Below are 21832 nucleotides of genomic sequence, written 5' to 3'. Positions count from 1 at the left end.
CAAGTAAGCACTTGCCAAAGCAATTAATTATACACGTTGTTAGGCACTGTTTTTTTATAAACTTTGAACCACTTTTAGACAAAAGGTAATATCTAAAGAATTTTCCCTAAAAAGCATAACTTCCTTTCCATCGGAATCTGTTATAAAAAACCTGTCAGGTAGATTTTTAGGCAGTTCTCTCGAAAAAGTGTTTACAAAGGCACAAGCCGTTAAAAATGCTCCTAAATCCGTTGGATGACTACCATCTGGTAAAAACAATTGTATATCTGGTCTCAATGTTTTAGCTAATTTCCAAGCTTCTCCAACCATAACAAGTCCACAATCATTTTCTTTTGATGCTTGTTGATACGATTCTGTTATTGTTTCTTGAAATTGTGGCATTTTTTCTGGTGGCCAAGGCACATATAAGTAAGGTTTTGCACCAGAAATTTTAACTAGGTCAGATAATTTTTTTGAGTATTTGAGAAATTCTTTCCTTTTCTTAACAGCTTCACTACTTGACCCTTGTAAAACAACAATATCATATTTCCCACTACTTATTGCTTCTTTTGTTTTAAGTCCTTTATTACCATACCAGTGGTCGCTTAATTTAGCTCCACCAGCAGTACTTTTAGAGGTTATTAATTTAATTTTAGTACTGTCTGAAATCAAAGATACAATATGAGGCATATTAGAATAGTATGTGTAGCTGTTACCTATAAATAATACATTCAATGTATCTTTTTTAACTTGGGCAAAACATTCATCAGCTATTCCAAAAAAGAAAACTGTAATAAATATGTACCTAATAAATTTCATATCTTTTTTTAAATTGTGCCTAACGTGTTTGTATAAGATTAGTTGCGTGGTTTAAGCACTAAAGTTAGCAAATAAAACACAGATAGAAAGTCCGCGAGGACTTTCGTAAGTAGGCTATAACCAGCAATTAATTTTATACGGTGTTGTGCAAAGTAATTTTCTTTTCAGTTGTTATTCCTTTCGTTAGATTTTCTACTTTAATTTTTTCCAAAAGTCCAGATTCGTTGAAATTCAGTTTGCTTTTACTTTCTAACTTTCCGTTTATAAATTCCTCTACAATTTTTGTTTTCAATTCTCCGTTTGGATGATATTCCATTCGAATTATGTGTTTCCTTTTGTCTTTTGACCATTCGAACGTTTTAAACTCTTTTATTATTTCTTTAAACTTTCCTTTTTGGTTGGTTTTAAAAGTCTGCGTTTCTTGTAATTCGTTTGCCAAATTAAATTTCAAAATTTTGGCTAAATGATTTTTTTGGTTGTATAAATAAGAAATTGAATCTTGTCTTTCCAATGTGTCATCGTAGGAAAGAACTGTTGTAATTCGGTCATTTTTGTATATCAGAGTATCCCAGGATTTTTCAACTCCGAAATAAACTTCTTGCTTTAGAAGTCTATTGTTTTTGTCATAGAAGAATTCATATGTGTCAGTTTCATTATTATCTCCCCATTTCCAAATTTCCTTTTTCTCAAAGTTGTTTTTGTTATAGTAATAATATGCTGTGTCGCTTTTTGCATTAGAATAACTATGTATTTGTAATTCAGAATATTTATTAGGAAAAGAAGTAGTTATTTTTTCTAAAGTATCTCCTTTTCTATTCAAATCAAATTCCAATATTGAAATTCCATTTTTGTCATAAACCTGAATATTTGAAATGTAGTTTGTAATTCCCGTTGAATCCCTTAAAGTCCTTGTTTTTAAAACAACATTTTTAAAATTAGGTTTTTCTCTGGATAAGTCGACTTCATAATAATCTTGTCCAAACAAGGTTGAACTAAGTATCAGAATTATTATTTGAAGCAGGTTTTTCATTATTTTGCACAACGGTTTCGTGTATGGCTAGTTGCGTTGGCGAGAACTAAGTTAATAAAAGAAACCGAACCAGTAGGAAAATCCGCTAGGATTTTCCGAGTACACACAAACCAAGCAATTGGTTATACACGTTGTTGTGCGCAGTATTTTTATTCTTTTCTTACAGGAATATTAAATTCCACTTCATTCTTCTTTCCATCCAATTCAAAATGTAATTTTATATTCAGAGTATCAGATTCCAAATAATTACTAGGGACATTTATTTCCGTTTTAGTAATTCCATTTTCACTACCAAGTATTTTTATTCCAGCACCATAAATTGAACTCGTTTTAAGATCGATATTTGTCCATTCAAAGTCTGTTCTAGTTGGTTTGTCATATATCAAGTAATTATTTCCATTTAATATTTTCATATTTATACTACTTTCTCTATTCTCATATTTATATTCCCACTGGAGTTTTTCATTTTTTTTACATGAAATCAAAGTAATAATTAGAAATACCGATACTAGTATATTTTTATTCATTTATTTACTTTTTAGGATATTGCGCACAACGTGATTGTGTATGATTTCGTTGCGTGTTTAAGCACTAAATTTAGCAAATAAAAACCGAATAGAAAGTCCGCGAGGACTTTCGTAAGTATGCTATAACTAGCAATGAATTATACACGGTGTTAGGCTTAGTTTTTTTTTAGTTTTATTTCCTTTTCGCAATCCATACATATTAAAGTGTCATTTAATATTTGATATTTTGTTCCGATATTTTCATATAAAGTTTGATATCTATTTTTGGTATGTTCAGATATTCCATTTTTCAAATGTAATTCAAGAACGTTATTTTTTAACTTGTATTCTCCTAATGTTTCTTCTGTCATTTCTCCTCCGTGAGAAGTTGAACATAAAAAGTCATTATTTTTGTATAGTTCAAGTTTTACCCAAATAAAATCAGGATTTTTTATGCTAGTGAATTCCATTTTCTTTCCACCAAAGAAAGTCCATTTGATTACATCTCTAGGTATAAAAACTAATAACCCAAATCCAATTACAAAAATCAAAACTCCGATTCGATATTTTTTCCAATGGTTTTTTTTAAAAAAAATCAAAGAATTTAATAATAGTCCAATTCCAACAATTATGAATATTATATAAACCAGACCGAAAAGTCCAGAATCATTGTCTGTAAAGGTTTGATGCCCTGGAATTCTAAATTCAAATAATAAACCTCCAACTAATCCGAAAATTGAAATAGAAATCAATTGTCCTATAATCCGAATTATACTTATCAATTTATTATTCATACGGGATTTTTGTCAAATTAAGCCTAACGGTTTTGTGTATGGTTAGTTGCGTGTTTCAGCAACTAAGTTAGCAAACTAATCACAGATAGAATATTCTGAAGGAATGTTCGTAAGTCGGCAGTGAACCAAGCAATTAATTATACACAGTGTTGGCATTAGTTTTTTTACCAGTCATGTTTTGCGATTATCAAGCTTACATAGGTCTTATATTTACTTCCTGTTTTACGTCTTGCAAAACCAATTCCAATATCCTTTAATGATGCGTTCCATTCATCAAGTCCTAATAAGTGTATTCTATGTCCTTTAGAAGGAACTCCTTTATCAATTATAAATGTCGATATAGCAGAAACACCATCAGGTACCTCTGCTGCGATTGATTCAAAATTGTTAGCTTTTTTATCTTCAATCCAATTAGGATTTAACTTATATCCACTTTTGTTAATGTAATAGTTAATACCATATCCAGAAGGGTCGATATGAGAGTAATAGTTTTTGTCAGCCATATCAAAGGCTTTTGCTTCAGCTACTTTAGCTAAGGTGTCATTCCATATTAACTTCTTGTTTTCAACTTTTGAATGTTTTAAAAATGGAAAAATATCTTCAAATTCTTTTGGGTTACTTCTAATCTTATTAAGTAATTCAAATGCTGTAAGAGCTTCGTCTTTATCAACTACAACATTAGTGTCACTGTTGAATAATGTCAACAATATTGTTAAAAATAGGATTATGAGATTCTTCATTTTTAGATTCTGCTGAAATTACTGCCAACGGCTTCGGCTATGATTAGTACGGGAATAAATAAGCGATTAATTTCCGATTAAGCACTTAGCCAAAACTTTTTATTTTGTTTTATTTTTTTCATTTTTAAAGCCAAATCAAAAGATTTGGCGGACTTTATAAAAATACACTAAACTTTGGATTAAGAACCAAAACCCGTATTAATTATAGCCATTGTTGGCAGTAGTTTATTTTCTCTGTAATTCGGCATTATATTTTTCGGTAAAGTATGTTTCCCACTCTTTCTTATCTCCATTACTAATTTGGTCAAAGTGCCCTGTAAAAGTGTGACTAAATAACCTTAAAGGAATTTCACTTATTAGTCCTTCATAAATAACTTTTTCTCTACTTATAGAAAATATTTTTAAAAAGTCAGTCTCTTTTAATTGGTGAAGTCCCTTAAAATCCCAGATTTCAATTAATAATTCTTTTGTCAACTTTTTATTTTCCTTTGTTCCATCATCCCATTCAACTGACACTCTTGTTTCTGCATCTTTCGGTATTCCATATGGTCTTTTAGGAAATGTGCTTGGGCTGTCTCCAAAATGAACTTTTGTACCATCTTTTAGAATAACATTTGGTAATTTTCCATCTATTTTCCAATTACCTAGTCCATAAGATTCATTTAGTCTTTCAATTGAGTATTTTATTGTAAAATTATATTTCTCTGCAAGTCGTTTGTCAGCATTAAGGTCGCCTTTTAATTCCCCACAATACAAAGACGAAATTTTATAATCTTCATCTTTAGTGATAGGGTCTATATAACTTTTCCATTCACCTTCAATTAATAATTCAATATTTGTAATTATTCCAATTTTCTTAGTGTCCTCTTTATCCCAAACTTTACGGTTTTCGTATAATCCAAATGGAGAATTTATATCAGTCAATTTTATATGACTTACATCTTGAAAGCATAAAACACCGCCTTCCATTCCTTGTTCAGAATAAGTAGTGAGTTTTCCTTTGAGTAATTTTTGTGTCATTTTTAACGGTATTCTCAAATTACTGCCAACGGTTTTGTGTATGGTTAGTTGCGTGTTTCAGCAACTAATTTAGTAAACAAAAACGAACGCGAGAAAATTCCGAAGGAATTTTCCAAATAAGCAACGACCAAAGCAATTAATTATACACGGTGTTGCCCAACGTTTTTTTATTCATTCGAGAGTATTCTTTGGAACTGGAATCATTATATGTGCGTAAGGTGTATTTTTCCACATAACCCAAGGGCCACCATTGTCCATTTTTGTCGGTAATGAGTCAAGGATTGACTTGTCAGGTGATACAACTACAATATGAGGCACTTGGTGCTCCATCCATTCATTGTCAGGCGTTGGAACCGTATCCCAAGGATTTGCATTGCTTCGTGGTGCTCCGCCCTGTAAAAAATAACCAAATCCTGTTCGGGTAATAACAGGTTCTCTATTTTCAGCAATAGCAGTGAAAAGTTCCTTTATCTGTTCATCAATGCACATAGGATTGTTCCCAGGCATATGTGGATTGTCTGGAAGGCAAATCCAACCATTAGTACCTTTGCGTAGTACAATTTTTTTGCCTTTTGGGTCTTTTGGATAATCAAGAATAGTAGCATTGGCGGAAATAGAGGATGGCGCAGAACTCATTGCTTCCCTTATCTTTTTTTGTATTTCATCGGTTTCACTTTCGGTTGCTTCTTGAGTTACTTTTGATTCAACTTGGTCGTTTTGATTATTTTCTTTACAAGAGATAGAAAGAATAAGCAGAACTGCAAATAGTGGTGTTAAAAATTTATGTTTCATAATTTCTGTATTCTATTAGATTTAATGGTAAAATCAAATGTACAATAGGCTGTTCAAATGTTGGGCAACGGTCTTGTGTATGGTTAGTTGCGTGTTTCAGCAACTAAGTTAGCAAACAAATCACAGATAGAAAATTCCAGCGGAATTTTCGTAAGTCGGCAGTGAACTAGCAATTAATTATACACGTTGTTGTGGGTAGTTTTTTAATTCGTAAAGACTGTTCCAAATATTATAATCATAAATCCGCTTACAGAGAAAATATAGTCAGCTGGTCTCAACTTTCTTCTGTCTTTTTGGTCAATCCGATTCGGGTCAAGTCGAAATGCAGTTACTATAAAATTATCTCCATAAATTTTTTTGTTAATCAGGTTTAAAATGAAAGATGTAAAGATTGTCAAAGGAAGTGCTTTTAGCCAAATCAAATCATTTCCATTTACAGCTTGGATTTCAGGTAAATCACGATAATTATAATAAACGGCTAATTGAACTATTCCAATAATTCCCCAAATCAGCAGTATTCTATTATTCCAAAATCGCTTGTGATAAATGTCAAATATCAGAAAAACATAAATGAAAGGTATTACAAAATAGAAATCCTGAATCCATTCTCGGTCATACAAATCAAATACATAAATCAATCCTATAATAATATGGATTCCGATATATGCTAATAATAATGTCCAATCTATTTTTTTCAATTCAATTTCGGTTTTCGGATATTACCCACAACGGTTCGTGTATGGTTTAGTTGCGAGTCTCGCGCAACTAATTTAGCAAAAGGAAAACGAACCTTAGGAAAATCCGGAGGATTTTCCGAGTGGCACTTACCCAAGCAATTAATTATACACGTTGTTGTGTGTAGTTTTATCTTATTGCTTAAAGCCTAATATAAAAATGAATTTCATTAATATTTAATTTAACTACTCAATTCTCCAAACTTGAATAATATATCCACTAGAGGCTTAAAATCTTTGACCTTATTTAGCGCTTTAGTTAAAAAACTCTTTTTGACAATTTCTTCTCTTTCTTCTGGTTTAGATTCTTTAAGAGTTTCAATTAATTCAGATATTTGTTTTTTATATCCTTTTTTAGCTAATTCTTCAATTATTACAATTGATTCATCCATAGTAAAATCAATTCCACTTTCTTTAAATTCCATAGAAGAATTTGTTATTTCAACATCGTTGTAATTCTTTATTGAACCTCCGTTTGTAGCAATGATTTTAACATTATCTAGTTTTATTTTCGCCATTGTTTTTATTTTTTAAGTTTAAACTGATCCATTCCTATTTCAAATACCAACTCATTATTCCATTCAATTTGCTTTCCATTTCCATCATAAAATTCCGCAAATACTTTGTCCATATTAATTATTTCCAAAACCGCTCCCATTCGTCCAGGTTTCAATACTTCATTCAGATTTTTAGTCAGTTCAATTTTTTTATAGAGATATTTTTTCTCTAAAACTTTAATTGGGTCATTTGGTTTTTCTATTCCAGTAAATAATTCGCCTAATTTGTTAAATCCTTTTCCGATTAATCTAAAAAAGCCAAGTATAATTCCCTCGAATAGAATTTGAACAAATATTTTCCCTAGGATTTCGAATATTATCATTCTTCGGTTTTGGTTTTCTCAAATTACACACAACGTTTATGTATAAGAATAGTTGCGGGTTTGTATGCGAGGATTTTCCGAAGGAAAATCAGACGTTACAAACACGCAACAAACTTTGATTAAGCACTAAACCGCAATTATTTTTATACTGTGTTGGCAACTGTATTTCTATTTCTTTATATTACAGAATTCCTAGTTTAACTAATTATTATTCATAAAAATCACCAAAATTACCAAAAGGGTCAGACTTGACGATAAACATATTTTTTTCACCATATAATGATCCCATATAAAAAGGCATAATAAATTGCCCATTATTATCCTCTATAATCCATTTTCCATTAGTAGCATAAGAATCATTATATGTTCTTTTCCATTCTAGATATCCATTATTATCATATTTAAGAATAGCTAAATAATCATTGACAGAACCTAAATTGAAAGTTCCTGTAGTTAAGTATCCTCCATCATTAGTTTCTGTGACAAAAAAACTAGAATCAGTCTCTCCTAATCTAAGAATGTCACTCCAAATCTTTTCCCCACTTTTTGAAATTTTAAAAATATGCCTATGTCCTCTAGTGCTAAAAGTGCTATATCCTGCAACTACAAAATCATCATTGGAAGTTTTTATTAAAAATTGTGGATTATCATCCTCTATTCCTCCAAAATCCTTTTCCCACACAATATTACCGTATTCATCTATAGTTACTAGCCAAATATTAATATCATCAGGTACATTATCAAGAAAAGATTGATATGTCCTTCCGCTAACTTCTATAGAAGCTAAAAAAGTATAGGTATTATCCTTATTTCCTATAATAGATTTAGGAAATTGTTGAAATGTATTACCATATTTTTTCTCCCATACAAACTCTCCATTTTGATTAAGTTTCATCAATGAAACTCTTACCTCTACATTTGTATCAAGCATAAGGTCTCTACTATTATCTTTGCGTCCCAAAATAATATATCCTCCATCATTTGTGCTACATGCGTCCACTACCTCGCAATCTAAAGGGTCACAATCTAAAGTTTTAAACCATTCAATATCACCATCTTTATTTAATTTTATTATATGGAGATAAGTAATAACAATAAATCCATTATCGCTTGTTTCTCTAACTTTAACTAAACCAGGTGTTGTAAACTCTGGATAATGTTTAACCCAAATTACATTCCCATCAAAATTCATTTTATAAATTAAAACTTCTTGCTGCGAAGAGTCATAATTAGGTGTAAATGTAGCGGCAAACACCATTTGATTATCATCATTAGATATGACGGTATATGATGGATTAATAATTTTGTCGTTATATTTAATTATATTTTGGAATGTATGATAATATTTAGGTGTCTCTAGTTCAAATTTGGCTTCTGAATAGTTACCGCTTTCATCGGTTGCAACTACCTTTCCTACATAAGAGGTTAATTCAACTAAATTTTCAAAGCTATAAAAAGTTGATTCTATTTTCTCTTCTATTAAAATACCATTTAGGTATATGGAATATAAAACTTTATCGTTTTCAGGATCTCTCACTATAGGCCAATAGATATTGGCTTTATTAAATCTAATCTCAGATATAGTTACCTGAAAATTTTCAGGAGGCTCATTATTTAATTCTACTTGAGGTTCGTCAGAAACTACTTCAGGTTCAAGATTATTTTCTTTAGAACAGGACGCTATTATAAAACAAGCTATTACGATATAGGAGAGTTTGTTTTGCATTATTTAGAATTTTAAACTTATTAGTAATATGTTGATATTGTTGCCAACGGCTTCGGCTAAGGTTAGTACGGGATTAAATATGCATTTAATTTCGGATTAAGCGTTTAGCCAAAACTTTTTATTTTGTTTTATTTTTTTCTGTTCTAAAGCCAAATCAAAAGATTTGGCGGACTTTATAAAAACACACTAAACTTTGGGTCAAACATTAAAACCCGTATTAATTTTAGCCATTGTTGTAGCACGTTTTTATTTTTTCCTGTAAGCAACCATTTCCATAGGTCCTCCAGAAGGTATTGCATAGAGTTTTAGTAATTCCTTAGAAACTTCTTTGATAGGAATTGATACATTTCTTATTCCATTATAATACATAGAAAGGAAAAAAGTAGAGTCAATGTTTTCAATTATTTTCTTTTCTCCCTCTTTTCTTTTAAAGAGTTCTAAAGTTTCTTTGTCCCAAAGTTCTTTGTTAAATTCAAATTCCGTTTTTCGTTCGTTTTCTGTATGTACGTATCTCAGTTTTTCAATTTCTTCTTTTTTTAGCGTTGTAATTGTCGGTTCAAGTTTATAAAAATCACACTCAAAAATTACGTCTTTATCATTTGATTTTCCATCTATAAACCATTTTATATGACTCTTATTAATAATTTCATATTTAGAAACTTTTTCATTATTGCTGTTCAAGAAATCTCCATTATCCATTTTCAGGTGAGAAGCTTTTTCTTTAAGCATAAAATCGGTATAAACAGTAACCTTATTGTCTCTAATTTCCAGAAGTTGAAAACCAGGATATCCTTTTTTTCCATTTCCAGAATCAATATCCTTCAAAATATATTTTCCATTCAAATCTTGTCCAATAACTGAGTTAGAAATAATTGTTAATATTAATATGATTATTGCTTTTTTCATATGTGCTACAACGGTTTTGTATAAGATTAGTTGCGTGTTTTAAGCAACTAATTTAGCAAACATTCACGAGCCAGAGGAATTTCCGAAGGAAATTCCGAGTAGACCTGAACCGAGCAATTAATTATACACGGTGTTGTAAAACGTTTTTTTAAATACTACAATTAGTTCCATTTATTATATCATTTTCAGATGGATTATACTGGTTAAAAACAATACTAACAATATTGGTATTTCCATTGGTTAATATATTTTGTAGAGCACATAAATCAGTTAAACTGTCATTATCTGTTATACCAACATTTCCTTGAAAATTTGTAACACTTTCCAATCCATTTAATGAAGTTAGAGAGTCATTCATTAAAATCGAAATTCCACTATCTGAATTTGTCCCAATAGAGATGTTGTTAAAAGAAGTCAATGAAGTTAGAGAGTTATTTCGACTTATGCTTAACTTATTTATGTTTGAAATATTTTGTATTCCAGAAATTGAAATTAAATTATCGTTTTCGAAAATCTCTAAATTATTTAAGGTGTTTAGAGCTTCTAATCCTGATAGATTTTCTAAAGTATTATTATTTCCAATTGCTAAATCTCCTCCCATTGTTTCCAGACTCCCTAAACTTTGAATAGAAGATAAAGAATTATTTTCTGTTATTACAACGTATCGTTGTGCTGAAGAAAGGTTATCTAGTCCAACTAATGATGTTAGCGAATTGTTTTCGAGGATTTCAATACTATTAATTGATGACAAATTATCTAAACCTTCTAAATTTATTAAAGAAGCATTGCCTATTACTTGAATATTCTCTAGTATGTTAATATTTTCCAAACCTTTGATATCAATTAATGATTCGTTGTAAAGAATATATAGTCCATAATCTATAGTTGTAATATTTGATAATTCATTTATTCTTTCAAGATTATTATTAAACCTCACAATTAAAGACTTTCCAATATCATTAATGTTTTGTAAACCAATTAGACTGAAAAGATTTGGATTATTTATAATAACTAAATCTCCTGTAATAGAATTTAATGTTTCAAGTCCTGCTAAACTATTAATATTGGTCTGATTTACAGCTGAAGTACTTCCAATTATTAAATCTCCATTTATTTTGCAATAATTATAACTCACGAAATCGTTAATTTCTTCTTGCGTGTTTAAAGTTAAATTACCTTCATAAACACAAGAATCATCTGTAGAATCACTTTCATTACTACATGAAATTTGTGTCAAAATAAAAATCAGTATAAATATTTTTTTCATAATTTGGGTCAAATGTTTTACAACGTGTTCGTGTAATGATTAGTTACGGAAAAGGACATGAGTCATTTTCCGATTAGTGACTAAAGTTAATTAATTTCAAGGATTTTCCGTTAGGTAAATCAGTAGTAATTAATTATACACGTTGTTGGCTAATGTTTATTTTCTTTTTGCATTTTTTCCTTGAATAAAAGGAGTTTATCAAAATCTGTTGTTTCATATAAAATGATGTTGTTTAAATCTTTAATAATCCATTTAATATGTTCATTATCCTTATATTCTGTATGATAATAATGATTTTCTCTTTTCTGTATAATTGTTCCTTGTAATTTACCATACTTGTCTCTGTGACCAGTTGTATCTCCATTATGAATAAAATATGTAATCGGATAGGTATGATATTTTTCGTTAGAATACTTAATAGGTTTTGAATTGAAAAGGATGTTATAGTTACGTTTTTCAAGTCCATTAATTTTGTAGATAAATTGAAAACAACAATCACATTCGCAATTTTCTCCTTGTTCGTTTAGTTGGAGGTTTAAAGTATCGTTTAGCAGTATAATTTCTGGTTTAAAATCTGAACAACAATTTGCAGTAGAAGCTATTTCAATTTCAAATATGTTATCTTTAAATTGTTGAGAAATAATTCTAATTCTAAGTTGTTCTGGATCTGATTCTTTATCACATTCAGATGCAATAAAATCAATCAATTTTGCATTTTGAGAAAAACTAAAACTGGTAATTCCAATTAAAAGAAATATTATGATTAATGTGTTTTTCATTAAATGTTTGCCAACGGTTTTGTGTATGATTTCGTTGCGTGCTTAAGCAACTAATTTAGCAAATACAAACCGAATAGAAAATCCGCGAGGATTTTCGTAAGTAGGCTAGAACTAGCAATGAATTATACACATTGTTGTACAACGTTTTTTATTTTATTTCCATTTTTCCCCAACCACAGTATGACCTAATCCAATCTATTTCAGAATCCAATTTTTCTAATTCAGAAGTGAATTTTTTGTCAATTTTATAATCTTTGGGATACATATTGCAACGAAGAAGATGTGCTATAATCCACTTGTCAGCTTTATTAAAACTAATTCCGCCTTTACTAAAAACTCCATAGTAATCAAATAATTCTTTTTTGTCTTTCAGCGATTTTTCTGCAATTGTTTTTATTTTTTTGAATTCAACGTCAGAGTTAGTTTGGTTTTCAAATTCAATAATTAGAAATTCAGAATATCTTTTAAAACTTATTACTTTACTTGAATCTATAATTGTATAATATTCCATTTCTAATGGTTTATATACTTCTTTAAATTCAGGATTTTTAGTTCCGAAATTCGTTTTTATTATTTCCGAAATTTTTTGAAATTCCAATTCAGGCTTAATTTTCTTGATTTGTTTTTCGGTAGCATTAATTTTCAATTTAGTCGAGTCAACAGCGATTTGGATTTGTTCAGTTTCCTTTTCAGTCGCATTCTTGCAACTTAAAAAGGCTAAAAATAATATCGTTAAAACTCGAATTTTCATTATTTGGGTAAATGTTGTACAACGTGTTTGTATAAGAATAGTTGCGGGTTTGCGTGCGAGGAATTTCCGAAGGAAATTCAGATGTAGCAAATACGCAACTACCTTTGTTTAAGCACAAAACCGCAATTATTTTTATACGGTGTTGTGCATAGTACTTTTTATTTTTTCAATTTCAGATTCAATTTCCGTATAGTTTATAAATCCGTTTTGCGTGGTTGTTTTTTTAACTGTTTTTTTCCAAAATGGGAAAGCCCAAGTTAGAGCAGTTCCATAATTTTCCCAAGTTCCGTTTTTATTTTCAAATTCATACTCGTTCTTGAAACGAAATTTTCCTTTGTAATAATCGATTCTCCTTTTTTTGCAGGTCAAAAAGAGTAAAAACTCATTAAACCCTTTATTCAAGTCGTCATATTTCGGGTGATAATGTAAGTGACTAATTCCGAAACCAACAGTCAGCTGTCCACCTTCGTCAAGTTCAATCCAAATAGACGATTCTTCATCGTTTTCCGAATCCAAAGTCAGATGAGTTCCGTTTTCATATTCCGAAATTCTTTCAGGAAAATGAGATTCTAAAAGCTCTTTTATTTTGCTAAATGTCAATTCGTGGTTCGTCATTCGGGTATTATGCACAACGGTCTCGTATAACCGTCAGTTACGGGATTAAAGTACGCAAATTTTTCGGTTTAGCACTGACGTTAGCAATTCCGAGTGGATTCGGACGCAGTCGAATCCGCCGTAATTGCGGTTATACATTGTTGTAAGCAGTTTTTATTCCGTTTTTTATATAAATCATAATTCCATTTATAATTAATGGAAGCGAAATAATCGCAATAAAATATTTTAAATTTTCCGCATTTCCATATTCAATTCCGATAATCAAGTTTCCAATTATCCACAATACAGAACTTACAGAAAAAATAGTCAACATTTTTTTCAAATTCCGTTGTAATCTTTCCACATCTTCAGGTTCATATTCTCTAAATTCAAGTTCCGAGTTGTGTTCAAGTCCGCTCACATAAATTGCATAAAAAACAAATGAAAGTCCGAAAGTCAAAATTAAAATTATTTGTCCAATTTTAAATATCGGATTCAGTTCCGCTATTGATTTTATGTATTCAAATGATTTTCCAAAAGCGAGTAAAATCAAAAAAAGAAAGATTGCAATTAACCAACCTTTATATTCTTTTTTTATGTACTTTTTGATGTTCATTCGATTGTTCGGTCAAATTGCTTACAACGTTGTTGTGTATGGTTAGTTGCGTGTTTAAGCAACTAATTTAGTAAACAAAAACGAACGCGAGAAAATTCCGAAGGAATTTTCCAAATAAGCAACGACCAAAGCAATTAATTATACACGTTGTTGCCACCAGTTATTTTATTCCGATAATTTTTTCAATCGGTTCGTTAATATAGTCAAATTCAAGTTTTTTCATTCGATGTATTGGACTGTCAAATCCAACAATATTGTTTCCACTAAATGACCTTAAATCTAAAACTCGAAATTTTTTTTTGTATTTAGTCAGCGTTAGTTTTTCCAAATCCACAATTCCGATTCTTTGGAAAGTTCCATTAAAAAATGACCTGTCCCAAAACGGTATTGCAACTTTTTGTCCGTTTCGAGTCCAAATTGCTGGTCCGCCACAATTTTCGGGAATCAGAACTTCTTTATTGTTATTGAGTTTTACTTTGCATTTTCCACTCAATGGTGCACCCATTCCAACTTCGTTAAGATTGGAATATTCCAATGTTGCTTTATTTTCGTTTTCTTGTCCGTTTGAGTTTTCATTCGGAAAATCCCAAGCATTTGGATATTTCAGAGAATCCATTGAGAATCCAACTATTCTGCCAATTGAAAGTTCGTCAAATTTCAATGCTTGAAGTATTGTTCGAGCTTTGTATTTGTCGGATTTTTTGGCTTTGTCAAATTCGTCCATTAATCCACTTACATAAAGGCGTTCGTTTCCTGTCATTCCTTCAATTCCGACAACGCTATTTGCTTTTTCGTAGATTTCTTCTTTGGTCATTTCTCTAATTGGTGGCAACGGTTTTGTGTATGATTAGTGGCGTGTTTAAGCACCTAATTTAGCAAATAAAAACCGAATAGAAAATCCGCGAGGATTTTCGTAAGTAGGCGAAAAATAGCCATTAATTATACACGGTGTTGTAATGCGTTTTTTATTTAATTATTATTTTTTTATTTCCACAGGATGCACAAAGTTTAGCCTTTGGCGTTCTATATGGTTTTCCACAATTTTCACAATCTGGTCCAATCTGTTCAAGTGAGTGATGCATAATTGCATTCGGTTCAGTTTCTCCAAAACCAGTCAAATTATTATAATACTCCAACAATTCTTTAAACCTCTCTTGTCTATCCGATTTAGCTTTTTTAAATCCTTTTGAGTACAATTCGGAAGCAATTGTGAATTCTTCTTTGTCCAACATTGGAACCTCCATTTTACATCTCCAGCAATATTTACTTTCCATTTCAATCAGATTTTAGTTCACTCTTTTTAATTTCTAATCGTTCAGGATAATCTCCATTAAAATATGAGACAAATCTTTTAGTTAATAATGCTTTGTTTCCTGCTTTTGGAATTGAATCTGAATAATGAAAGTATAGCGTGTCATTTTTTAATTCCACTATTCCAGAATAAATATCTCCTCTTCGTTCCAATCCACGAGATTCAAATTCAAAGGTTTTGTCTTTATAAACTCTTAAATAAACCCAACCCAATGGTGCTTCTCTATCAGCCAAAAGTATTGTTTCTTTCTGCTCTTTTTGATTGCAGGAAGTAAGGGTTAAAATCAAAATTAATATGATGGTTAGGTTCTTCATTCAAAATGCATTACAACTTTATGTATAAGAATAGTTGCGGGTTTGCGTGCGAGGATTTTCCGAAGGAAAATCAGATGTAACAAACCCGCAACTACCATTGTTTTAGCTCTAAACCGCAATTATTTTTATACGGTGTTAGGTGGCGTTTTTTCTTTTAAATATTTGTTTTCTAATTCAGTCATTAATTCTTTATCTCGAATCGATTCCGTTCTCTTTTTTAGTTCAGTCCAAGTTTTTAATCCGATATTCGTAATATTAATCCATTCCATATCTTTAAGAATATTTTTGTCCGATAAATTCCGCTTTTCAGTCCGCTCTGTATATTTTCTAAATTCAGAGTGTAATTCCGTTACAATTTTATATTCCGATTCCGATATTATTCCGTTTGCAATAAAGTCAGAATATCCATTTTCCAAATCCAAATCGTCAAAATATCCGCAAACACATTCGTTATAATCTCCAACTGAATTTTTATAGTCAGCATCAATCCAAAGTCGGTTTTGAAATTCCGAGTGAGCAATTTCAAAAAGCGATTCTATCCATCTATCTCTTATGTTTCTTTTTATTTCTGCGTTCATTTCAAATGACACCTAACGGTTTTGTGTATGGTTAGTTGCGTGTTTAAGCAACTAATTTAGCAAACAAATCACAGATAGAAAATTCCAGCGGAATTTTCGTAAGTCGGCAGTGACCTAGCAATTAATTATACACGGTGTTGTGTACAGTTACGTATCTTGTATAATTAATCCAACAACTTTGCTCTCTGGCTCCATAAAAACATATAAAGTCCCACTGCCCCAAAACCTTAGGTCTTTAGTGTATTGAGCAAAATAATATTCCTTTGATATTAGATTTGACTGATTAACTTTGACTGAGTCTAAAGTGTTAATTTGACAAACAAAGCGCATCAAATTACCAGTCTTTGGACATTTAGGTATATCCGGATGTTGTATCCAAAAGGGAATTCCTGATATTCCAGCATACCAATAATCAAAATCTAACTCTTCATCTTCATTTAGTTTTTTTATTGATTTAATAGACAAATTTGTCCTATTAAATTTATGTATTCCTGCAGAGTCCATTTTACCAAATGGATATTCAATGTTTTTGTAATTACCAATTAATTTAGGTGATAAAGGTTCTTTATAATCAAAAAACATGAATCCGTCTAACCCTGTAAATAGTGGATATGTAATATAAAAATTCTCAAAAGGAAGCCAATCAAATGGTTCATCTTTACTAGATATTTTCGCAATAGTTTGAAAAGGCACTTCTATTAAGTTCGATTTTGGGGGTGTAAAAGTTGATGAATCATCTTCTCCAATGAAACTATTAGTTTTTTTATCAGTAGGTATTAAAAAATTAATCCGATTCTTTTTATTTTCAAAATAACGAAATCGTTTAGCTGAATTACTCAGTTCAATTTCGCTATCATTTAGTTCGTCAATGTATCTTATTTGAGTGAGATAATCGTTGTCATATCTTAGTTGTAAGCTGGTGCTTGGGGTTTTTCTTTTGACTAAGAATTCATCTTCGAATAATCCCTGCGTATTTATTAAATCGCGCAATTCATCTTCCGAGTCGAAATTAATAGACCATTCTGAAATATATTGATACTTAGTTTTCATTTTTGTTAATTGTACACAACGGTTACGTATAAGAATAGTTGCGGTTTTGTGTGCGAGGATTTTCCGAAGGAAAATCAGACGTAACAAAATTGCAACTCCCTTTGGTTAAGCACTAATGTAGCAATTATTTTTATACAATGTTGGCAATAGTTTTTTATCCGATTGATTTTTTTTGTTCATCAAATCTTCTCTCGATTCGGTCTACAGGATTTTTTTTCGAATTAGGTTTTTTATAATTAGATAAATACACATTGTATTCCTTATCCACTTCATCTAACATTATATTCCTAAACCAAGAGTTTATTTTTTCAAACAAGTTTTTCTTTTTATCCCTTTTCATTATTCAGTTCTTATAAGTCCGAATTTGTGTTTTCCATAACTATTCGTTAATGTTCCAGATAACGTATCTTCATTTTTGGATAGTTTGTATTCAATTAGAATTTTATCTTCCGTGTGAACCTTTTTTCCTAAAGAATCCCAAATATAAGTCCGATAAATAAATTCAATTTTTGATTCCGTGGCGTTCCATTCAACTTTCGCGTTATCCTCGTCAATGAATTCAAGTTTATCCTTACTAAAAACCCAGAATATTTTCGGATTTTCAGTTTCGTACCATTTTCCGTTCAGTTTTTTTTCAGCTGAGTTTTGTCCACAGGAAAAAATTAGAATAAAAGTCAATAAAATTGGTATGTAAAGTAGCTTTCTCAAATTATTGCCAACGGTCTTGTGTATGGTTAGTTGCGTGTTTAAGCAACTAATTTAGTAAACAAAAACGAACGCGAGAAAATTCCGAAGGAATTTTCCAAGTAAGCAACGACCAAAGCAATTAATTATACACGTTGTTGCCACCAGTTATTTTTTCCATTTGTTTCTTTTTTCATTCCATTCTTTCCAGAACTGCAAATAACCTTTTCGGTCAAATTCGTCTTTTGGGATTTCCTTTTCAGGACTATTCTTATAAAACTCCTCAACTTGGTCGACAAAATTTAAAACTTCACTTTTATAATTTTCAAAGTCAACTTTTGTTTTAGTTCCGCTTTCTGTTTTCAGCGTTACAATTCCGTTTTCGTGAGTCACTTCCCAATCAATTCCAGTCGGACAACTTCCAATATAAACTTCTTCCATATCATTGTCAAAAACTAAAAAGTGTCCACAGCAAGGAATTAATTGGTCTCCAACAGGATTTTCTTTCGTGTGATTCCGTTCCAAAGTCCGAAGTAAGAGTTGAGCAGTTGCGCTAATCGTCCAACCATCATTTTCGGTTTGGTCAACAACAATTTCGTTTCCAATTTTCACTCGCATTTGTCCGTGAGCACATAAATCCGTTTGAGTATCTTCTTCAGATATCCAATTTGTCTTTAAAAGTTCAATTTTGAATTTATTCGAGGTCATTTTTTAATTGGTGGCAACGGTTTTGTGTAAGCGTCAGTAACGGGAAAGTGCGCGAGTACTTTCCGCTGACGCACCTAATTTAGCAAAACGAGTTGAATTTCCGATTAGGAAATTCAGCCGTTATTGCGCTTACACGTTGTTGTGTGTATGTGCTTTAATTCAGTCGTTTTTCTTTATTACGTTGTATGGTAAAAGTTCGACAATAACTTTTCCATTCTTATCTTTTTTAATAATCTTTTCGGGTTTATTTTTTCCGTTTGTCTGAATTCGTGCCTCATAAAATAATTCCAAATCTCCATTTAAAAAACCATTCCCAAATTCAATCAACTCATTTTTTGCTTTTTCCAAAACTGCTCGAAATTCACGCTTTTTTGGGAAGTCATAACCTTTGTATTTTCTATTCGGTTCGGTTAATCTTTGAATATCGGAAATTGAAATAGAATCCCATTCCGATTCAAAGAAGTCGTCACAGTCTCCTTCTCCGAGAATTATATCAAAAGTGAATGGATAATCAGTTGGAAAGTCAGATGCGGATAATTTCACATACTGTTTTTCCTTTGTCCAGATTATTGTTGTAAAGTAAGTTTCTACTTTTTTCCGATAAAATTCAAATCCGTTTTGTTCTAATGGATTTCCAATTATTTCCAATGCTAAATTTGAAAACGAAATATGCTTTCTTGAAGGCTTGGAATTATCTCCAGGTTTTAAAAAGTCAAATATTCCCATAATCTTGGTCAGCATTACACACAACGTTGATGTATAAGATTAGTTGCGTGTTTTAAGCACCTAATTTAGCAAATACAAACCGAATAGAAAATCCGCGAGGATTTTCGTAAGCAAGCTCGAACTAGCAATTAATTTTATACGGTGTTACCAGCTGGTTTTTATTCAAATTTTCTATAATATGTTTTTTTCTGTCCTAAAAATCCAACTTCTGGCTCAAATGTCAGAGGATATAATTTTCTCCCTTTAAGAACAAAAGTCTTTGTCATCCAGTCCAATATTGCAATGTCTCCAGTCTCTTCACTTTCTGATGCAAAAATCTCAATATAATTTTTATCCGTTTCTGGTCTGAAAATAGAGTCGGTCAGTTTTAAAAAATCATCTCCTATTTCCATTTTTAAAATATCCTTAATTTCAATTTTTTCAACTTTAGCTCTTGGAATAGTTAGAACTCCGTTTTCGTTAGTTTTAATGAATTCTGCATTATTAATAGACACATACCAATCCCAATTTTCTATGTCAGTTTTTCCTTTTTCAGCCAATCGTTGAAATTTTATCTCAATTTTTGTCGAATCAGAATTTTTGTATTCTTTCTCGATGATTTTAGACTTTGCAGCATACAATACTTTGTTGGGATTCAGTTTTAATGTATCTCCAATTTTCTTATATGTTCCTGTTAGTGTTCCACTACCTAAAATGTCTTGGTGATATTGATATTCAAAAGTTCCATTTTCATTGAATTTATAAACAAAACAATTAGGTCCAAATTCACAAATATTGTGCTTGAACTTTCCATCAATTTGAGCTATTGAACTCAATGATAGTAATAATATCAATATTTGTAGTACTGTTTTTTTCAACTTGCTGGTAACGGTTTCGGCTATGAGTAGTTGCGTGGGTTAGCACTAAACTTTGCAAGTACACACCAAACTGAAAATCCGCGAGGATTTTCAGAAGTAGGCAAGAACAAGCAATTACTTATAGCCATTGTTGGGCAACGTATTTATTACTCAATTAATTTTTGTGGATAAACTTTTTTGATTTCCGATTGTTGCTCTTCTGTCAGTTTGTCCAATTCCGTTTTGTATTTTTCTCTTGCTAATTTATTTCTCAAATGTTGTATCTCTCCGACAATTGCATTCTGTACATCAATGTAAGTCCGATACATTGTTCCTCGGTCTGCTTTCAAGGAAATTATTGATTCCGATTTAAATTCAGATTCGTAATCTCGGACGAGCGTTTTTAAGTCATCCAAACTTACTTTTTTACCGTTTACGAAGATTTGATTTTTATCGTCAAGAGTTATTTTTAAAGCATTTGTCAAATCAATTTCTGATTCGTCGTTTTCAAAATCTGGTAATTTTCTGCTAATTCCAGCATTAGTGTCAATTATGCTGAATAAAAGGAAAGTCCTTAATTTATAAAACTCAAGTTCAAAGTCCTTTTCTGTGAGTACTTTTAATATGTCTTCCGCAATCAAAGCAGGTTGTAAATCGCCAGAATATTGAGCGTTGTCAATTGCTTGTTCTAAACCTTTAAGTTTAGTCATATCATACTTTGCAGAATCCTTAACTATTATTTCTTGGCATTTTTGTGCCTTTTCTAAATTAGGTTTTTCTATTTTTTGTAATTCTTCTGCAAAGAACTTGGATGGAACTTTGTCAAATTCCTTTTCGCTGGCTATGTCCTTTAAAACTTGTCGATAGCTTTTTCCACTATTGTCCGCCAATATATTTTCGTTTATCAGTAGGTTTTCGTAATCGGAAATAAGCTTTCTAAAAGCGATTCCATTATCATCAAAAGATTGATAAGAACAATCCATTATTATATTCTCAATCCGTTCATTTTGTGCAACACAAGATGTGAGTAGAAATCCAATTATGATATTTAGCAAAAAGTTTGTTTTCATATGTTGCCCAACGTTTCTGTATAAGAATAGTGCGGTTTTGCGTGCGAGGAATTTCCGCAGGAAATTCAGAAGTAGCAAAAGTGGACTATTCGTTGATTTAGCACTAAACTAAGCATTATTTTTATACGTTGTTGTAGTGCGTTTTTATTTTATTATTATTGGAATTACAACATCGTCTTTGTCAAAAGTTTTAATTTGAATTGCTCCATTTTCTCCTTCTCGTTTTCCCCAAATTGCAATAGCTTGATTAATTCCGATGTTATTTATTTCTTTTATTTTTCTAGAAATTAAATAATTTCCAACAAAATTAAAATTGTGAGATGGTATTCCGTCTACCATATAAAAAATCTTTTTCTTTGGATCAATACTTTTTACAAACGCATAGTCAATGCCTAATTCAGGATTAAATTCCGCAACATTATTCAGTCCGATTATCTTTTCGAAATTCGATTCGTAATTAATTTCGGATAATGGTTTTTCAATCACTTTTATTGACTTATTATTTTTCTGTCCAGCAATAAATTCAGTCGGATTAATCAAGACCCATTCGTTATTGACAACAACAATAGTTTTGTCATTAATTTTAATTCTTTCCAATTCCGATTTACAGTTAAAAAATAG

Annotated in this window: 28 protein-coding genes; all 28 read right to left on the bottom strand. The window is 30.9% G+C overall.

The genetic code is table 11. The features are described 5' to 3' along the window. Positions 1-54: 54 nt before the first annotated feature. Complete coding sequence (locus tag O5O44_RS15285; RefSeq protein ID WP_289195081.1) at positions 55-798, bottom strand: SGNH/GDSL hydrolase family protein; 744 nt, start codon at positions 796-798, stop codon at positions 55-57. Between the two features lie 133 nt (positions 799-931). After that, positions 932-1828 carry a hypothetical protein gene (locus O5O44_RS15280; RefSeq protein ID WP_289195080.1) on the bottom strand — a complete coding sequence of 299 codons (897 nt, stop codon included), beginning with the start codon at positions 1826-1828 and terminating at the stop codon, positions 932-934. Between the two features lie 149 nt (positions 1829-1977). Next, positions 1978-2355, bottom strand: coding sequence for a hypothetical protein (locus O5O44_RS15275; protein WP_289195079.1), 378 nt, complete (start codon positions 2353-2355; stop codon positions 1978-1980). A 155-nt stretch (positions 2356-2510) separates the two neighbouring features. Beyond that, positions 2511-3128: a hypothetical protein gene (locus O5O44_RS15270; protein WP_289195078.1), complete on the bottom strand. Its 618-nt coding sequence runs from the start codon at positions 3126-3128 to the stop codon at positions 2511-2513. Between the two features lie 164 nt (positions 3129-3292). Then, positions 3293-3868 carry a CAP domain-containing protein gene (locus O5O44_RS15265; protein WP_289195077.1) on the bottom strand — a complete coding sequence of 192 codons (576 nt, stop codon included), beginning with the start codon at positions 3866-3868 and terminating at the stop codon, positions 3293-3295. A 225-nt stretch (positions 3869-4093) separates the two neighbouring features. Then, positions 4094-4888 carry a hypothetical protein gene (locus O5O44_RS15260; protein WP_289195076.1) on the bottom strand — a complete coding sequence of 265 codons (795 nt, stop codon included), beginning with the start codon at positions 4886-4888 and terminating at the stop codon, positions 4094-4096. A 171-nt stretch (positions 4889-5059) separates the two neighbouring features. Then, complete coding sequence (locus O5O44_RS15255; protein WP_289195075.1) at positions 5060-5680, bottom strand: hypothetical protein; 621 nt, start codon at positions 5678-5680, stop codon at positions 5060-5062. A gap of 203 nt (positions 5681-5883) precedes the next feature. Then, positions 5884-6378 carry a hypothetical protein gene (locus tag O5O44_RS15250; RefSeq protein WP_289195074.1) on the bottom strand — a complete coding sequence of 165 codons (495 nt, stop codon included), beginning with the start codon at positions 6376-6378 and terminating at the stop codon, positions 5884-5886. A 218-nt stretch (positions 6379-6596) separates the two neighbouring features. Further along, positions 6597-6932 carry a hypothetical protein gene (locus O5O44_RS15245; RefSeq protein WP_289195073.1) on the bottom strand — a complete coding sequence of 112 codons (336 nt, stop codon included), beginning with the start codon at positions 6930-6932 and terminating at the stop codon, positions 6597-6599. A 5-nt stretch (positions 6933-6937) separates the two neighbouring features. Then, a complete protein-coding gene (locus O5O44_RS15240; RefSeq protein WP_289195072.1) occupies positions 6938-7294 on the bottom strand; it encodes a hypothetical protein in 357 nt (118 codons plus the stop codon). Positions 7295-7502: 208 nt separating this feature from the next. Then, positions 7503-9020: a hypothetical protein gene (locus O5O44_RS15235; protein WP_289195071.1), complete on the bottom strand. Its 1518-nt coding sequence runs from the start codon at positions 9018-9020 to the stop codon at positions 7503-7505. Between the two features lie 246 nt (positions 9021-9266). Then, complete coding sequence (locus O5O44_RS15230) at positions 9267-9926, bottom strand: hypothetical protein (protein WP_289195070.1); 660 nt, start codon at positions 9924-9926, stop codon at positions 9267-9269. 148 nt (positions 9927-10074) lie between these two features. After that, a complete protein-coding gene (locus O5O44_RS15225; RefSeq protein WP_289195069.1) occupies positions 10075-11193 on the bottom strand; it encodes a hypothetical protein in 1119 nt (372 codons plus the stop codon). 149 nt (positions 11194-11342) lie between these two features. Further along, positions 11343-11972, bottom strand: a complete 630-nt coding sequence (locus O5O44_RS15220) for a hypothetical protein (protein WP_289195068.1) — start codon at positions 11970-11972, stop codon at positions 11343-11345. 148 nt (positions 11973-12120) lie between these two features. Then, positions 12121-12723 carry a hypothetical protein gene (locus O5O44_RS15215; protein WP_289195067.1) on the bottom strand — a complete coding sequence of 201 codons (603 nt, stop codon included), beginning with the start codon at positions 12721-12723 and terminating at the stop codon, positions 12121-12123. Positions 12724-12855: 132 nt separating this feature from the next. Then, entirely contained in the window at positions 12856-13338 is a 483-nt protein-coding gene (locus O5O44_RS15210; RefSeq protein WP_289195066.1) for a hypothetical protein, read from the bottom strand. Between the two features lie 130 nt (positions 13339-13468). Next, positions 13469-13933 (bottom strand): hypothetical protein, encoded by a 465-nt coding sequence (locus tag O5O44_RS15205; RefSeq protein WP_289195065.1) that lies wholly within the window; start codon positions 13931-13933, stop codon positions 13469-13471. Between the two features lie 160 nt (positions 13934-14093). Beyond that, a complete protein-coding gene (locus O5O44_RS15200; RefSeq protein WP_289195064.1) occupies positions 14094-14747 on the bottom strand; it encodes a hypothetical protein in 654 nt (217 codons plus the stop codon). Between the two features lie 151 nt (positions 14748-14898). Beyond that, the gene (locus O5O44_RS15195; protein ID WP_289195063.1) at positions 14899-15207 is read right to left on the bottom strand and encodes a hypothetical protein; all 309 of its coding nucleotides are present in this window, start codon (positions 15205-15207) and stop codon (positions 14899-14901) included. A gap of 1 nt (position 15208) precedes the next feature. After that, on the bottom strand, positions 15209-15559 hold the full coding sequence (locus tag O5O44_RS15190) for a hypothetical protein (RefSeq protein ID WP_289195062.1): 351 nt from the start codon (positions 15557-15559) through the stop codon (positions 15209-15211). Between the two features lie 125 nt (positions 15560-15684). Beyond that, positions 15685-16137: a hypothetical protein gene (locus tag O5O44_RS15185; RefSeq protein WP_289195061.1), complete on the bottom strand. Its 453-nt coding sequence runs from the start codon at positions 16135-16137 to the stop codon at positions 15685-15687. A 147-nt stretch (positions 16138-16284) separates the two neighbouring features. Continuing rightward, complete coding sequence (locus O5O44_RS15180) at positions 16285-17187, bottom strand: hypothetical protein (RefSeq protein WP_289195060.1); 903 nt, start codon at positions 17185-17187, stop codon at positions 16285-16287. A 339-nt stretch (positions 17188-17526) separates the two neighbouring features. Beyond that, positions 17527-17865, bottom strand: a complete 339-nt coding sequence (locus O5O44_RS15175; RefSeq protein ID WP_289195059.1) for a hypothetical protein — start codon at positions 17863-17865, stop codon at positions 17527-17529. A gap of 174 nt (positions 17866-18039) precedes the next feature. Then, a complete protein-coding gene (locus tag O5O44_RS15170) occupies positions 18040-18579 on the bottom strand; it encodes a hypothetical protein (protein WP_289195049.1) in 540 nt (179 codons plus the stop codon). A gap of 159 nt (positions 18580-18738) precedes the next feature. Beyond that, positions 18739-19305, bottom strand: coding sequence for a hypothetical protein (locus tag O5O44_RS15165; RefSeq protein WP_289195047.1), 567 nt, complete (start codon positions 19303-19305; stop codon positions 18739-18741). Between the two features lie 158 nt (positions 19306-19463). Further along, positions 19464-20138, bottom strand: a complete 675-nt coding sequence (locus tag O5O44_RS15160) for a hypothetical protein (RefSeq protein ID WP_289195058.1) — start codon at positions 20136-20138, stop codon at positions 19464-19466. Between the two features lie 170 nt (positions 20139-20308). Beyond that, positions 20309-21211, bottom strand: coding sequence for an ExbD/TolR family protein (locus tag O5O44_RS15155; protein WP_289195057.1), 903 nt, complete (start codon positions 21209-21211; stop codon positions 20309-20311). Positions 21212-21355: 144 nt separating this feature from the next. Then, a complete protein-coding gene (locus O5O44_RS15150) occupies positions 21356-21808 on the bottom strand; it encodes a hypothetical protein (RefSeq protein ID WP_289195056.1) in 453 nt (150 codons plus the stop codon). Between the last annotated feature and the right edge of the window lie 24 nt (positions 21809-21832).

The sequence above is a fragment of the Algibacter luteus genome (assembly GCF_030344935.1).
GTDB lineage: Bacteria > Bacteroidota > Bacteroidia > Flavobacteriales > Flavobacteriaceae > Arenitalea > Arenitalea lutea.
This window is presented reverse-complemented; position numbering and strand designations above follow the sequence as displayed.

What these genes read in the sequence shown, in the direction of transcription:
- O5O44_RS15155 (WP_289195057.1), bottom strand. Translation starts at nt 21,211, where the DNA reads ATGAAAACAAACTTTTTGCTAAATATCATAATTGGATTTCTACTCACA.
- O5O44_RS15240 (WP_289195072.1), bottom strand. Translation starts at nt 7,294, where the DNA reads ATGATAATATTCGAAATCCTAGGGAAAATATTTGTTCAAATTCTATTC.
- O5O44_RS15185 (WP_289195061.1), bottom strand. Translation starts at nt 16,137, where the DNA reads ATGAACGCAGAAATAAAAAGAAACATAAGAGATAGATGGATAGAATCG.
- O5O44_RS15270 (WP_289195078.1), bottom strand. Translation starts at nt 3,128, where the DNA reads ATGAATAATAAATTGATAAGTATAATTCGGATTATAGGACAATTGATT.
- O5O44_RS15165 (WP_289195047.1), bottom strand. Translation starts at nt 19,305, where the DNA reads ATGGGAATATTTGACTTTTTAAAACCTGGAGATAATTCCAAGCCTTCA.
- O5O44_RS15235 (WP_289195071.1), bottom strand. Translation starts at nt 9,020, where the DNA reads ATGCAAAACAAACTCTCCTATATCGTAATAGCTTGTTTTATAATAGCG.
- O5O44_RS15195 (WP_289195063.1), bottom strand. Translation starts at nt 15,207, where the DNA reads ATGGAAAGTAAATATTGCTGGAGATGTAAAATGGAGGTTCCAATGTTG.
- O5O44_RS15200 (WP_289195064.1), bottom strand. Translation starts at nt 14,747, where the DNA reads ATGACCAAAGAAGAAATCTACGAAAAAGCAAATAGCGTTGTCGGAATT.
- O5O44_RS15225 (WP_289195069.1), bottom strand. Translation starts at nt 11,193, where the DNA reads ATGAAAAAAATATTTATACTGATTTTTATTTTGACACAAATTTCATGT.
- O5O44_RS15265 (WP_289195077.1), bottom strand. Translation starts at nt 3,868, where the DNA reads ATGAAGAATCTCATAATCCTATTTTTAACAATATTGTTGACATTATTC.
- O5O44_RS15275 (WP_289195079.1), bottom strand. Translation starts at nt 2,355, where the DNA reads ATGAATAAAAATATACTAGTATCGGTATTTCTAATTATTACTTTGATT.
- O5O44_RS15245 (WP_289195073.1), bottom strand. Translation starts at nt 6,932, where the DNA reads ATGGCGAAAATAAAACTAGATAATGTTAAAATCATTGCTACAAACGGA.
- O5O44_RS15280 (WP_289195080.1), bottom strand. Translation starts at nt 1,828, where the DNA reads ATGAAAAACCTGCTTCAAATAATAATTCTGATACTTAGTTCAACCTTG.
- O5O44_RS15210 (WP_289195066.1), bottom strand. Translation starts at nt 13,338, where the DNA reads ATGACGAACCACGAATTGACATTTAGCAAAATAAAAGAGCTTTTAGAA.
- O5O44_RS15190 (WP_289195062.1), bottom strand. Translation starts at nt 15,559, where the DNA reads ATGAAGAACCTAACCATCATATTAATTTTGATTTTAACCCTTACTTCC.
- O5O44_RS15215 (WP_289195067.1), bottom strand. Translation starts at nt 12,723, where the DNA reads ATGAAAATTCGAGTTTTAACGATATTATTTTTAGCCTTTTTAAGTTGC.
- O5O44_RS15260 (WP_289195076.1), bottom strand. Translation starts at nt 4,888, where the DNA reads ATGACACAAAAATTACTCAAAGGAAAACTCACTACTTATTCTGAACAA.
- O5O44_RS15230 (WP_289195070.1), bottom strand. Translation starts at nt 9,926, where the DNA reads ATGAAAAAAGCAATAATCATATTAATATTAACAATTATTTCTAACTCA.
- O5O44_RS15255 (WP_289195075.1), bottom strand. Translation starts at nt 5,680, where the DNA reads ATGAAACATAAATTTTTAACACCACTATTTGCAGTTCTGCTTATTCTT.
- O5O44_RS15205 (WP_289195065.1), bottom strand. Translation starts at nt 13,933, where the DNA reads ATGAACATCAAAAAGTACATAAAAAAAGAATATAAAGGTTGGTTAATT.
- O5O44_RS15170 (WP_289195049.1), bottom strand. Translation starts at nt 18,579, where the DNA reads ATGACCTCGAATAAATTCAAAATTGAACTTTTAAAGACAAATTGGATA.
- O5O44_RS15285 (WP_289195081.1), bottom strand. Translation starts at nt 798, where the DNA reads ATGAAATTTATTAGGTACATATTTATTACAGTTTTCTTTTTTGGAATA.
- O5O44_RS15180 (WP_289195060.1), bottom strand. Translation starts at nt 17,187, where the DNA reads ATGAAAACTAAGTATCAATATATTTCAGAATGGTCTATTAATTTCGAC.
- O5O44_RS15220 (WP_289195068.1), bottom strand. Translation starts at nt 11,972, where the DNA reads ATGAAAAACACATTAATCATAATATTTCTTTTAATTGGAATTACCAGT.